This window comes from Acinetobacter sp. SK-43 (assembly GCF_015351505.1).
In the GTDB taxonomy this organism is placed as follows: Bacteria; Pseudomonadota; Gammaproteobacteria; order Pseudomonadales; family Moraxellaceae; genus Acinetobacter; species Acinetobacter junii.
In genome coordinates this window covers 45,369-57,774 of record NZ_JADKPY010000071.1, presented here as the reverse complement: position 1 = coordinate 57,774, position 12,406 = coordinate 45,369, and the positions used below count along the sequence as shown (strand labels likewise).

Genomic DNA, 12,406 nt, shown 5'->3' with positions numbered 1-12,406 from the left:
TTTTTTGGATTCAATTGACCGACCAAAACAATTCAATATCCGTTACTAAGAATATATAAAAATATGTTCAAGATCGTTAGGGTAAATAATCATAGCAAAAACAGAAGCTCAATGTTCAATATTTCTAATTTGGTCGAGTAAGTCGTCAGTTCAAAATGAGCTTTTGACACACAAATAATTATCAATATTATTTTAAAATTTAAAGGTTTGATAAAAAAACATGTCGGTGAATCGAAAGTCCAGTGGAATTGATTGGAATGTACTCCAAAAGAATGATATAAAAAGCCAATTTATGCTAATAAATGATGGCGTAATTTAGCACTACAATAGTTCTTTGTTTCATATACTGCACTATTTTGGTTCATTATGTCTTTTTTGGGGACGGGCTGGAATGGAAATGTGTGAATATGGTGCATTTGCGATTGCAAACATTATAGAAGACATAGGACATGGAGCTTAAAGCATTTTTTCTGCAAAGAATTTCAATGTTTTAGGTATGCTTTAAAATTGTTGGTATGATAATTGCTAATTGTACACCAACAACTAACACGCACTTAACAAGTGCATATAAATTTCATTGGAGCAAATGAGCATGGCGAACAAGGTCCTTCAACTCATCAAAGAAAGTGGCGCAAAATGGGTCGATTTTCGCTTTACTGATACTAAGGGTAAAGAGCAACACGTAACTTACCCAGCTGACACGATTGATGAAGATACATTTGAAGATGGTAAAATGTTCGATGGTTCTTCAATCGCTGGTTGGAAAGGCATTGAAGCTTCTGACATGATCTTACGTCCAGATGCTGAAACAGGTTTTCTTGACCCGTTCTTTGCTGAGCCAACTGTTGTTGTGACTTGTGACGTTATTGAGCCATCTACTGGTCAAGGTTACGAGCGTGACCCACGTTCGATTGCTCGTCGTGCTGAAGAATATTTAAAATCTACAGGTATCGGTGATACAGCATTCTTTGGTCCAGAACCAGAATTCTTCGTTTTCGACGAAGTTAAATGGGATATCGATATGTCTGGCGCTCGCCATACATTAATCGCTGAAGAAGCTGCATGGTCTACTGGTAAAGATTACGAAGCTGGCAACTCTGGTCACCGTCCACGTGTGAAAGGTGGTTACTTTCCAGTTCCTCCAGTTGACTCTCACCAAGACATGCGTGCTGAAATGTGTGCACGTATTGAAGACATCATGGGTCCAGGTCGTGTAGAAGTACATCACCACGAAGTTGCTTCTTGCCAATTAGAAATTGGTGTGAGCTTCAATACATTAGTTCGTAAAGCGGATGAAGTTCAACAGTTCAAATATGCAGTTTGGAACGTTGCTCACCAATATGGTAAAACAGCGACTTTCATGCCTAAGCCAATGGTAGGTGATAACGGTTCTGGTATGCACGTTCATATGTCTATCTCTAAAGATGGCAAGAACTTGTTTGCTGGTGATGAATATGCTGGTTTATCAGAAATGGCATTGTTCTTCATCGGTGGTGTAATCAAACACGCTCGTGCTTTGAACGCAATTACTAACCCTGGTACAAACTCGTACAAGCGTTTAGTTCCTCACTATGAAGCTCCGATTATGCTTGCTTACTCAGCACGTAACCGTTCTGCTTCTATCCGTATTCCTTACGTTTCTAGCCCTAAAGGCAAACGTATCGAAGCACGTTTCCCAGATCCATTAATGAACCCATACTTAGGTTTTGCGGCATTGTTAATGGCTGGTCTTGATGGTATTCAAAACAAGATTCACCCAGGTGAAGCTGCTGACAAGAACTTGTATGACCTTCCTCCTGAAGAAGAAGCAAAAATCCCTACAGTTGCTCACAACTTAGAAATGGCGATTGATGCTCTTAAAGCGGATCACGAGTTCTTATTAAAAGGCGGTGTATTCACTAAAGAAATGTTAGATGCTTACATCGAACTTAAAACTGAAGATGTACGTCGTCTTAACACGACTACTCACCCAGTTGAATTTGATATGTACTATAGCTTGTAATACATCCCAAATAAAAAAGCTCGCTTAGGCGAGCTTTTTTTATGCTTTGATTCAATTGAAAGTCATACGCTTTTTATCAAAAAATTCATGTAAACTAGATGCGATGTTTTTAGTGAGCCAAGCATGCGAAATTTACGACCAAACACAATAAATTCAAAGCAGATTCCTAAAGAATTAAAAAAATGGTTGTACGCATCAGGTTCATTAACTCAACAACTTACTGATCTTGCTAGTGGTGATTTCCATGTTGAGCGGATTAGAGAGCATTATCAACGTTTAACATTTGCTGACAGTAAATGGATGTTAATGCCTTACCATCATGTTGCTTGGGTACGTGAAACTCATTTATATGGTAGCGAGCGAGAGCCTTGGGTGAAGGCAAAAAGTATTTTCCCGATTCTTAGTCTACAAAAAAAAGCAAGAATATTTAAATATATACGCAATAAGCCAATCGGTTGGTTCTTATTTCAAAGAACTGATCCTCAGTGTGAGCGACGTGTTATTCAACTTGATGAGGGCTGGACTAGGCAAAGTTGTTATACATGGCATGGGTGTAAATTTATTGTGCAGGAAACTTTTTTGCCTGCTTTTGAACAGTTTATTCGACAGCATTGACTCTCAGGATTACTCATGGAAACAGTGCAACATATAACATGGCGACAACGTTTAGAAGCCTATTATTATCTATGTAGATTTGATAAACCGATTGGTACGGAATTGGTTTTTTGGCCAACCATGTGGGCGTTATGGATTGCATCTAAGGGCATACCTGATCTTAAGATATTGCTAATCATGGCTTTGGGATGCTTATTTATGCGTGCTGCAGGTTGTGCAATTAATGATTTTGCTGATCGTAAAGTAGATGCACATGTAGAACGAACGAAAAATCGTCCTTTAGCCACAGGTGTGATCAAAGCCAAGGAAGCAGTGTTTGTTTTTTTAGCCTTGGTAGTGCTTAGTGCAAGTTTGTTGTTGTTCTTGCCTATAGAAGCATTTTATTGGTCATTTGGAGCGTTATTGTTAGCGTTCATATATCCATTTATGAAACGTTATACGCATCTACCACAAGTTTTTCTCGGTGCTGCATTTTCTTGGTCAATTCCAATGGCATATGCCGCTGTTGGGCAGACCCCAGATTTGACTTGTTGGTTGCTTTATTTTGGCAATTTGGCATGGACTGTAGCATATGACACCCAGTACGCGATCACAGATCGTGAATATGATTTAAAAATTGGGGTCAAATCGACGGCTATTCTATTTGGTCGCTACGATATACAAATTATTGGTGTGTTACAGCTTGTGAGTTTGGTATTGATCGGCATTGCTTTGTATATCGAAAGTTTGCTTGTACCTTTTGGAATAGCTGGATTGATTGTCGTTGCTGGAGATTTTATTTATCAAACATTTAAGACTCAAGATAGGGATCCGCAACTTTGTTTTTGGGCATTTCGTCACAATAGATGGGTTGGAATGATAATTTTTCTAGGAATCTTTTTACAATTAGTGGTTTAAAATGACCAATTAGTTGAAAAGTGTTCTATGCAGAGCACTTTTTTTATGCCTTAATAAAGTCGCATGTAGTTTCGTGCACACAAAAACAAGACTAAAAGAAAATTTTATGAAACGGTCTAAAATTGGATTAGCAATTAGCTTTTCAATCTCTGCTTTATTTCTATTTGCGTGTAATGACAGTAATGATGGTTATTCAAGCAGCAATAAAGATAAAACATATATTTCAGAAAGTAGCTAATCAAAAGATAATTTGACTTTTGCAGCATCGATCAAAGTTATGACCTATAACATGACTAATGTTCAGGGTAAAACAGCAAAAGCGACTGCGATGGTTATGTTTCCTAAGGTTGCTGCACCAAGCGATGGTTATCGTGTAGTGGTATGGGAACATGGAACAGTGGGAGTCGCTGATAGCTGTGCTCCTAGTAATAATGTGCTTAATCCGCGTTTTAGAATTTTAGCTGAAACTCTATTTGCTGCTGGTTATGTGGTGGTTGCACCTGATTACGAGGGTTTGGGAACGGCTGGTATCCATCCTTATCTTAATTTAGCAAGTGAAGCAAAATCTGCTATCTCAGCGATGCAAGCGGTTAAAGATCGTTATGGCACCCAATTAAATGGTGCATGGATGTCAGTAGGGCAGTCTCAAGGTGGGCAAGCTTCTATTGGTACGGCTGAATATGCAAATGCTGATATATCTTATAAAGGGGCGGTTGCTGGAGCACCAGCTTCAAGTTTAGGTAAGATTATTCTTGAAGTCGCTCCAGCTGCATTGGCAAACATCGAGCAGGCAGAAGTAGCCAATAATGTTCCATTAGTAAATCGTGTGTCTGTAGATTCTTACGCAACGCTACTGGCATACGCTGCTTTAACGGGTGTTGGTATCAAAGCATATGAACCAAGGTTTGATTATCGAGATATTTTCCAAGATCGTGCTAAATCATTAGCAGAGTTTGCTGAAGGTACAACTGGTGAAAATGGTTTATGTCTTGATAATGAAAGTGACCCAAGTGCAAGCCTCATCGAGAAGTTTAAAGCAGATATCATCAAATTTATGACGGATAATCCAGATAAAAAAGTGATGGATTACCCTGGATTAGATACAAACAATTTTAAAACCAATCCAACCGTTCAGAAGTTTTTGGTAGATAATCAGCCTGGAACTAAGCGAATTGATAAGCCGGTCTTAGTTGTACAAGGTACAGCTGACACTAACGTTCCTTTCCCAGTGACTCAGGCATTGGTAGCTAATTTACAGGCATTAGGTTCTGATGAGGTGGAATTAAAACCTGTGCTTAATGCAACACATACCCAAGCGATTGTATGTAAAAACTTAGATATTTATAACTTTATTCAAGCGAAAATGCCTGCTAAGACAAATGTGGTGATTGATCCTGCAAAAATTGATGCAAGCAAAGACCCGCAGTGTACAGGCGTGAGTTCTTAATTATTCAACGATATTATGATTAGATTTTAGAACTTGTAAATCAAAAAAGAGTCTCATCAGTGGGGCTCTTTTTTGTTATATTGTTGCATCGATTTTGATAGCGCATTTTGAATACTATGAGTCAGAATTCAGTTGAAAAAAAGCAAATACCATGGGGTTTAATGGCTTTGGGTTTATTGATACCAATATTTATTGTTGGTATGGCTTTTATTGCAGCAAGAAGTGATGCAGAAACAAAACGTAAATATGATCAACAACGTGCTGAGATTGCAAAGAAGTTTGAAGATCAAAAAAATGCTGAACAAGCTAAGAATGCTGAATAAATGCTTATAGCATTGTTTTTAAGAACGAATATCCATCTGTAATTGTTTTATGGATGGAATTTCAGTATAGCGAATGACATCATAGCCTGCCTCTTGTAACATTTGATCTCTTTGTTTGTCTTCCTGCTCTTTTCCGAGATGACTCGGATCATCTAATTCAATAATCACAACAACTTTCATATCTTTATTGAGTAGCACGAAGTCGGTAACTTTACGATTAAATTTGCTTCGAATTTTATAATGATCACTCGTAATTAATGCACTAAAAGCCACTTGAGTCAGAACGTGGTAGTGGGGGAAGGATTGTTTTAATCGAAGGAACATTTCAGTTTCAAATGAGCTAATTACCGATCGAGGAAAGAATTTTTGTTTAGGTAGAAAAAAAGGAATAAAGCTAACAAGAAGAATAATACTACTTATGCATCCAATAACTAGGAAAATAGTTTGAAGAAAGTCCAGCATATTCAAATCAAATAGTTAATAAAAAACCCACTCAAAGTGAGCGGGTTTTTAGAATTTGGCTCTCCCACCTGGGCTCGAACCAGGGACCTGCGGATTAACAGTCCGTCGCTCTACCGACTGAGCTATGGGAGAATCTAGGTAGGCATTCTATGCATGAAGCAGATGTAGGTCAAGTGAGTTTAAGCTAAAAAATTTAAATATTGATTTAATTGTATTTTTTATCATCATTTTCTAGATTTTAGAGATAAGGAAATGAAAACTGATTTTATTTGACAGAATTGGGGGAAATAAAAAAGCCTACATCAATGATATAGGCTTTTTTGAATCTTGGCTCTCCCACCTGGGCTCGAACCAGGGACCTGCGGATTAACAGTCCGTCGCTCTACCGACTGAGCTATGGGAGAATAGTAGATGGCTCTCCAACCTGGGCTCGAACCAGGGACCTGCGGATTAACAGTCCGTCGCTCTACCGACTGAGCTATTGGAGAATCTGATGCGCATTTTAGGGATGAATTTCAGATGCGTCAACAAGAATAGTAAAGAAAATGAATTGTTTGCTTGATAATTATTCTTTTATGATTGGATAAATAAAAAAACTGCCCGAGATGGGCAGTTTTTATGCAAGAATTAAAAATTATTTCTCTACACCAGCTGGCTGACCAGCTAATTTAGCGTTAGCGTAGTCCCAGTTCACTAAGCTTTCTAAGAAAGTAGCGATGTATTTTGGACGTAGGTTACGGAAATCGATGTAGTAAGCATGTTCCCATACGTCAATTGTTAATACTGCAACTTGACCGTGTGCAAGTGGAGTATCTGCGTTTGAAGTTTTAGTAATTGATAATTTACCGTTAACTTCATCAGCAACTAACCAAGCCCAACCTGAACCGAATTGAGTTGTTGCAGCAGCAGTGAATTCTTCTGCAAATTTTTCATAGCTACCAAAAGCTTCTTCGATTTTTGCAGCGATCGCGCCAGTTGGTTTACCACCACCGTTTGGTTTCATGCTGTTCCAGTAGAATGTATGGTTCCATACTTGAGCAGCATTGTTGAAGATACCTGCTTTAGAAGCATCACCAGCAGATGCTTTGATGATCTCTTCTAAAGATTTACCTTCAAGGTCTGTGCCTTTGATCAAGTTGTTTAAGTTAACAACATAAGTATTGTGATGTTTATCGTGATGGTATTCTAAAGTTTCGCGAGTAATATGCGGAGCTAAATCATCATAGCCATATGGAAGTGCAGGTAAAGTAATGGTTGTCATGTTCCAATCCTTGCAATTGCTGGGTTTTACGTTAAGTGGCTCTATTGTAAATGATTCCAAACACAATAGGGCAGTCTTTTAAAGAACGATATACAATAAAGGTTCAATTAAAAACGATAAATGAAATCGGATTATTCAATTTAATTAAATCGGGTTGTTCAACTCAAAATAATGTGTTTCTACTGAAAATTGTGTTGCGATTGCCTTAGCTAAACGTTGAACGCCATAACGTTCTGTTGCATGGTGACCACATGCAAAATAATGGACGTTTTGCTCTTTTGCTTCGTAGAAAGTGCGTTCGCTGACTTCACCAGATATGTATGCATCACAATTGGCTTCAGCTGCTTTTGCAATGAAGTCTTGAGCGCCTCCAGTACAAAAACCTACCTTGTGAATAGTGTTCTTGCTGCAAGGTAAATGGAGAATATTAAAATCAAAAATATTTTTTAACTTTTCTTTGAACTGTTCAGGGCTTAATGGACTTTCTAGGTAGCCAATATTGCCAATTGGATGCTTTTCAAATGGATCCAAAGCTTCCAAATGGTTTAAACCAATTAAATCTGCAATTGCGGCATTATTACCAAGCGTGGGATGTGAATCCAAAGGTAAATGGTAAGCCACTAGAGAGATATCATTTTGGATTAATTTCTTAATTCGATTACCGCGCATTCCTGTGATTGGATATGGTTCGCCCTTCCAAAAGTAACCATGATGTACGAGCAAAACATCTGCATTTTGCTCAATTGCTGCATCAATTGCGTCTTCAGATGCTGTGACAGCGCAAAGAATTTTATTAACTTCAGTTCGACCTTCAATTTGTAAGCCGTTAGGAGCATAGTCTTTAAATTCGTTGGTTTTTAAAGTTTGATTACACCATTGCACAATTTCATGCAAATTAGCCATGCTTATCCTCAGATTGTTAACATTTTCATTGTGAATAATAAAAACATATTTTTAAATGTAACTAAAGCTAGACAAAACTTTTTTAACTTTTGCATTGATTTTAAGGTATTTACTTTACAATGATAGAAATTTCTAGTTCATCAATATTTTACTTACTCATAAACTAATTTCGCCTAGAGGATAATAGACGTGCGCCGTGCATTTACATGGTTACCTTGGGTATTACTCATTCTTGTTATATTTAGTTTTCTGGCTTGGCAGAGATTTCATCAACCTAAACCAACAGTTGCAGCTGATGGTGTAAAAATGCCTGCTGAAAAAGTTGAACCTCTGATTGATACTACACGAGCTGGTGGCGTTGTTTCATATAGTGCTGCAGTTAAAGTTGCTGCACCTGCTGTAGTCAATATTTTTACTACACAAAAAGTGAAACAGTTGAATCATCCATTGCTTAATGATCCTGTATTTCGTGAGTTTTTTGGTAATCAAATGCCACAACAACCACAGAATGAAAATAGTTTAGGTTCTGGAGTAATTGTTCGTGCGGACGGTTATATTCTAACGAATAATCATGTAATCGCTCAGGCTGAACATATTGTGGTTGCTTTGCATGATGGTCGTCGTGCAGAAGCGAAAGTGATCGGCACTGACCCTGATACAGATCTAGCTGTGATCAAGATTGAGTTGGATAAGCTTCCTGTATTGCCATTCAAATTGAGTGGTAATGAAGTCGGTGATGTCGTTCTCGCAATTGGCAATCCATTTGGTGTAGGGCAAACCGTGACTCAAGGGATTATCTCTGCCACTGGTCGTTCAGATCTTGGTATTAATACTTACGAAGACTTTATTCAAACAGATGCTGCAATTAACCCAGGTAACTCAGGCGGTGCATTAATTGATGTCGCTGGTAACTTGATCGGTGTAAATACCGCTATTTTCTCGCAATCAGGTGGATCACTTGGAATTGGTTTTGCGATTCCTGCAAATGTATGCCAACAAGTTCTAAATTCAATTTTGAAAGATGGACGTGTTGTGCGTGGTTGGTTAGGTATTAGCTTAATTCCGAACACTGTTGAGCAAGATGTATTAGCAGCCAAATCTGTAGGTGTTGTTGTTGCCGATGTTTTACGTGGTGGACCTGCGGATGAAGCAGGGGTGAAGCGTAATGATAAAATTATTCAAGTGAATAATGAGCAGATTACATCTGCATCTCACTTAATTAATTATGTAGCATTACAAGCACCTGAAAGCATCATTAATGTGATCGTTGAGCGTGATGGAAAACAACAAACACTGCAAGTGAAAGTTGGTGAGCGAAAAGTTCAACAAAATGCTCAGTCACAGTACATACCATTACCAAAACGTTAATCAAAGAAAAAAGCTTGCTGAAGGTCAATCAGCAAGCTTTTTAGTTTTTTTTAAGCTTTTTTATTTTTCATTTAACCAGTCAATTCTTATGTTTTGATGACAGTTTTTTGATGCTTTGATGACATTTCATCGCAACTTAACCTTTTCAATTTCTGCAACTTGGTTAATAAAGTGAATCAAATGAAATGATTAAGTGCATTCAATTTCACTGGATTAAAGTGAATGGTTGTTGATCAATATTTATAATCGACCTGTAACCATAATTTTTGTGTATCAGCACCAAAATCATTTGCTTGATAGTCTGAATATTTTGCTAGAGCAGATAAACCTTTGATTGGTAGGGTATGGCTATAAGAAATTGAATATTCTTGACCGTAATCTATATTCTTTTCCTCGCTTCGATATTGATGTAATTCCGTACCCAGTTTTCCTTTGCTGAAAATATTAAAGTTAGATGTGATGTACAAGTCTTTCAAACCATTGGCAGGTGTCGTTAAGAACATATCCGTCCAACCATTAAATTTATGTTTGGTTGCTAATGGTGTTTGGAATGCAATTTTTCCATCATCACTACCAAGAACTTCATAACCAATCGAAATGTCCCCAATAGTTGTTGATTGACTCGATATATTGTAACCCAGCTCAAGAGCATAATAGTCAGCATCATAATCTGTTGGTTGGTCTGCATATTCTGTTTGATTTGCATATTCTGCTGAATATTTGAAGTCATTTTTCTTACCTGTCACTCTCAAACCATAGGTTTGATTTGACCATGCAGCAAGATCTTCAAAGTCCATCAAATAACCATAAACCACAGCATTTAAAAGAGGGTTGTAATTCATTTTGGCTTGAATCAAATGAATTTTACTTTCTTGTTTACTCGCTTGGGCTTGAATGAACTTAGGCTCAGGTTCTTCACTACCAAAAATTGTATTGACTTGATCAATATATGAATAAAATAATCCAAATTCTTTGCAAGGTTTATAGTTCAAACTTACAGCGTCAAAGGTTTGGTCATTCTGTCTCCAAGCAACTGTACCTACAAAACGTTGATTATCTAAATTAATTGTTTGACGACCTACGGTTAAATCAAAATTAGGGTTGTAAACATATTTTAAATACGCTTGATTGAGTTGCAAGTTTTCAGCATCAGGAACAGTGCTGTATTGAGTTTGACTATTTCGAGTGCTATTAAATTCATCATTAATCTCGACTGTACCTTCACCTTGAACGAATGCACTTAGACCATACCATGAACCCGTTTGGATCGCAGGACGAATACGTAATGTCCATGCATCAGCATTTTTGAGAGTATTATCTTGATCAACAAGCTCGTAACGTAAGCGAGTATCTAAGCTAAGTTTTGTTTGAGAGAAAAAATTATCTGATGCTGAAGTAAGGGTAGATAAACATGCAAGCGTGATTAATGAATACGAAAATTTATTCATCGCAGTATCCTTAATAAAGTATTTGAATTTGGAGAGAGGGAGGATGAGAAAGCCTCATCCTCTAAAAGTATGCATTTAGGTTGTTAAATTACGCTCAAGCAAAGCTTGTTCATATAATTCTTTTTCTTTGTCTTTGTGTTCAACTGAGAAGCGAATGAGAACGACAGTGAATGCAGCTACAGTCACAAGGCATCCCAAAATCATCAAACAAGTTTGAACATCAAGTAAGCCTTTTAATAAGAAACCTGCTGCGACTGCACCCACATTTCCGCCTGCACCAATAATACCTGCTACGCCACCAAGTGCATTACGATCAATAAATGGTACTAAGGCATATGTCGCACCGCATGACATGTGTGTAAATAATGCAAACACAGTCATCGTGATGATCGCCAAACCAATTGTATTCATTTGAGAGAATAAAATGAGGAACAAGCCTTCAAGTAAAATCAGGATGAATAAAACTTTTGTACGACCATCTAATCCTTTAGTAAGTGCCACTTTATCTGATACGATACCACCAAGTGCACGAGCGAATAGTGCGAGAAGACCAAAGATACCCGCAGTTAAACCTGCTTCTTTTAAACCCATGTTGAAGTGGTCGACGTAGTACATTGCTGCAATATTATGAATGAAGATTTCGATACCGAAACATGCTGCATAAGAGACAAATAGGATCCAAACGCGGTAGTTACGTGCTGCCTGCATTAAAATCGCCATTCCACCTTTTTTACCGCTACCAACTTCGACACCGTTCGCACGTAATTCTTTGAAATCACCTTGTGGACAGTCTTGAGTAAGTTTCCAATAAAGTACACCAACAATTACCATCATAATGCCAGGTACAAGCAGTGCAATTCTCCAGCCCATTGCTTGTTCTACACCAAACATCACAATTGCACCGAGAATTAACGGCATGATTGCTTGTGTTGCACCACCACCTGCATTTCCCCAACCTGCAGATGCTGCATTTGCTGTACCGACAACGTTAGGCGCAAACATAACGCTAGTATGGTATTGAGTGATAACGAAGCTCGCACCAATTGCACCAATTAAAAGGCGGAAGAAAAGGAACGACTCATAGGTATTTGCTGCTGCAACACCGAATACTGGGATACTGCCCAAGATTAATAATGCAGTGTATGTTTTACGAGGTCCGTACTTATCGCAAAGTGGACCAACGATTAGGCGAATCAGAATAGTGATGGCAACAGCCGCAATATTGATATTTGCAATCTGATCTTTGGTTAAATTAAATTCCCCTTTAATAACTGGCATTAATGGAGCACATGCAAACCATGCGAAGAAACACACGAAAAATGCAAGCCATGTCATATGGAAGGCGCGCATCGCAGGAGTGGAAAAGCTGAATAATTTTATTTCAGTCGCTTTTTTTGCATCTAAATTCATATTTGAAGACATAGCCTTCTCCTGAACTGAACGTTATTAATTTTTGCTTCGCAATACTTGCGAGAGCACATCGAACAGAACGGACACCGTTGGCCGTCAACAAATTTTTTTGAATCGACATTGATTCTGTATGTTATGAAGTATGCAAGGGATGTGCCAATAAAAATATTTAACCAAAAGAACAATTTAAAATTCTAATTTAAATCGCGAAAATTAATTATTCTATTGTTATAGATTCCGAGTGGGCAGTTGCTTAAATTTTAAAAACAG

The 12,406-nt window shown here is 37.9% G+C and carries 10 protein-coding genes, 3 tRNA genes and 1 pseudogene; 6 read left to right on the top strand and 8 right to left on the bottom strand.

The window, feature by feature from the left end; translation table 11 throughout:
- Nucleotides 1-586 precede the first annotated feature (586 nt).
- The 5 genes and pseudogenes from glnA (at nucleotide 587) to IRT38_RS13330 (ending at nucleotide 5,284) form a co-directional block, all read left to right on the top strand.
- Nucleotides 587-2,002, top strand: a complete 1,416-nt coding sequence (gene glnA / locus IRT38_RS13350) for a type I glutamate--ammonia ligase (RefSeq protein WP_005402324.1) — start codon at nucleotides 587-589, stop codon at nucleotides 2,000-2,002.
- Between the two features lie 123 nt (nucleotides 2,003-2,125).
- Nucleotides 2,126-2,617 carry a chorismate--pyruvate lyase family protein gene (locus IRT38_RS13345; protein ID WP_039048088.1) on the top strand — a complete coding sequence of 164 codons (492 nt, stop codon included), beginning with the start codon at nucleotides 2,126-2,128 and terminating at the stop codon, nucleotides 2,615-2,617.
- A gap of 15 nt (nucleotides 2,618-2,632) precedes the next feature.
- The gene (gene ubiA / locus IRT38_RS13340) at nucleotides 2,633-3,514 is read left to right on the top strand and encodes a 4-hydroxybenzoate octaprenyltransferase (RefSeq protein WP_125272017.1); all 882 of its coding nucleotides are present in this window, start codon (nucleotides 2,633-2,635) and stop codon (nucleotides 3,512-3,514) included.
- 106 nt (nucleotides 3,515-3,620) lie between these two features.
- Nucleotides 3,621-4,961, top strand: a pseudogene (locus IRT38_RS13335) (prolyl oligopeptidase family serine peptidase).
- 116 nt (nucleotides 4,962-5,077) lie between these two features.
- Nucleotides 5,078-5,284 carry a hypothetical protein gene (locus tag IRT38_RS13330; RefSeq protein ID WP_004912325.1) on the top strand — a complete coding sequence of 69 codons (207 nt, stop codon included), beginning with the start codon at nucleotides 5,078-5,080 and terminating at the stop codon, nucleotides 5,282-5,284.
- Between the two features lie 18 nt (nucleotides 5,285-5,302).
- Here IRT38_RS13330 and IRT38_RS13325 read toward each other — a convergent pair whose 3' ends face one another.
- The 6 genes from IRT38_RS13325 to IRT38_RS13300 all read right to left on the bottom strand — a co-directional run bounded on the left by IRT38_RS13325 (nucleotide 5,303) and on the right by IRT38_RS13300 (nucleotide 7,910).
- A complete protein-coding gene (locus IRT38_RS13325; RefSeq protein ID WP_112987263.1) occupies nucleotides 5,303-5,746 on the bottom strand; it encodes a DUF2726 domain-containing protein in 444 nt (147 codons plus the stop codon).
- A gap of 56 nt (nucleotides 5,747-5,802) precedes the next feature.
- Nucleotides 5,803-5,878 (bottom strand) — tRNA-Asn (locus IRT38_RS13320).
- 196 nt (nucleotides 5,879-6,074) lie between these two features.
- Nucleotides 6,075-6,150: transfer RNA gene (locus tag IRT38_RS13315), tRNA-Asn, on the bottom strand.
- A gap of 8 nt (nucleotides 6,151-6,158) precedes the next feature.
- Nucleotides 6,159-6,234: transfer RNA gene (locus tag IRT38_RS13310), tRNA-Asn, on the bottom strand.
- A gap of 146 nt (nucleotides 6,235-6,380) precedes the next feature.
- Nucleotides 6,381-7,007: a superoxide dismutase gene (locus tag IRT38_RS13305; RefSeq protein WP_004963006.1), complete on the bottom strand. Its 627-nt coding sequence runs from the start codon at nucleotides 7,005-7,007 to the stop codon at nucleotides 6,381-6,383.
- 144 nt (nucleotides 7,008-7,151) lie between these two features.
- On the bottom strand, nucleotides 7,152-7,910 hold the full coding sequence (locus IRT38_RS13300) for a Nif3-like dinuclear metal center hexameric protein (protein WP_112987262.1): 759 nt from the start codon (nucleotides 7,908-7,910) through the stop codon (nucleotides 7,152-7,154).
- Between the two features lie 189 nt (nucleotides 7,911-8,099).
- Between IRT38_RS13300 and IRT38_RS13295 the strand changes: the two genes are divergently transcribed.
- On the top strand, nucleotides 8,100-9,278 hold the full coding sequence (locus IRT38_RS13295; protein WP_004912314.1) for a trypsin-like peptidase domain-containing protein: 1,179 nt from the start codon (nucleotides 8,100-8,102) through the stop codon (nucleotides 9,276-9,278).
- A gap of 233 nt (nucleotides 9,279-9,511) precedes the next feature.
- Here the strand turns inward: IRT38_RS13295 and IRT38_RS13290 are convergent, their stop codons facing one another.
- Both IRT38_RS13290 and IRT38_RS13285 read right to left on the bottom strand, forming a co-directional pair.
- Nucleotides 9,512-10,726, bottom strand: a complete 1,215-nt coding sequence (locus IRT38_RS13290) for an alginate export family protein (protein WP_194597966.1) — start codon at nucleotides 10,724-10,726, stop codon at nucleotides 9,512-9,514.
- A 75-nt stretch (nucleotides 10,727-10,801) separates the two neighbouring features.
- Entirely contained in the window at nucleotides 10,802-12,148 is a 1,347-nt protein-coding gene (locus IRT38_RS13285; protein WP_004682636.1) for an MFS transporter, read from the bottom strand.
- Between the last annotated feature and the right edge of the window lie 258 nt (nucleotides 12,149-12,406).

Bases quoted from the DNA above. Each gene is read 5' to 3' on its own strand.
- IRT38_RS13325 (WP_112987263.1), bottom strand. From the start codon at position 5,746: ATGCTGGACTTTCTTCAAACTATTTTCCTAGTTATTGGATGCATAAGT.
- IRT38_RS13290 (WP_194597966.1), bottom strand. From the start codon at position 10,726: ATGAATAAATTTTCGTATTCATTAATCACGCTTGCATGTTTATCTACC.
- IRT38_RS13285 (WP_004682636.1), bottom strand. From the start codon at position 12,148: ATGTCTTCAAATATGAATTTAGATGCAAAAAAAGCGACTGAAATAAAA.
- glnA (WP_005402324.1), top strand. From the start codon at position 587: ATGAGCATGGCGAACAAGGTCCTTCAACTCATCAAAGAAAGTGGCGCA.
- IRT38_RS13300 (WP_112987262.1), bottom strand. From the start codon at position 7,910: ATGGCTAATTTGCATGAAATTGTGCAATGGTGTAATCAAACTTTAAAA.
- IRT38_RS13305 (WP_004963006.1), bottom strand. From the start codon at position 7,007: ATGACAACCATTACTTTACCTGCACTTCCATATGGCTATGATGATTTA.
- IRT38_RS13345 (WP_039048088.1), top strand. From the start codon at position 2,126: ATGCGAAATTTACGACCAAACACAATAAATTCAAAGCAGATTCCTAAA.
- IRT38_RS13330 (WP_004912325.1), top strand. From the start codon at position 5,078: ATGAGTCAGAATTCAGTTGAAAAAAAGCAAATACCATGGGGTTTAATG.
- ubiA (WP_125272017.1), top strand. From the start codon at position 2,633: ATGGAAACAGTGCAACATATAACATGGCGACAACGTTTAGAAGCCTAT.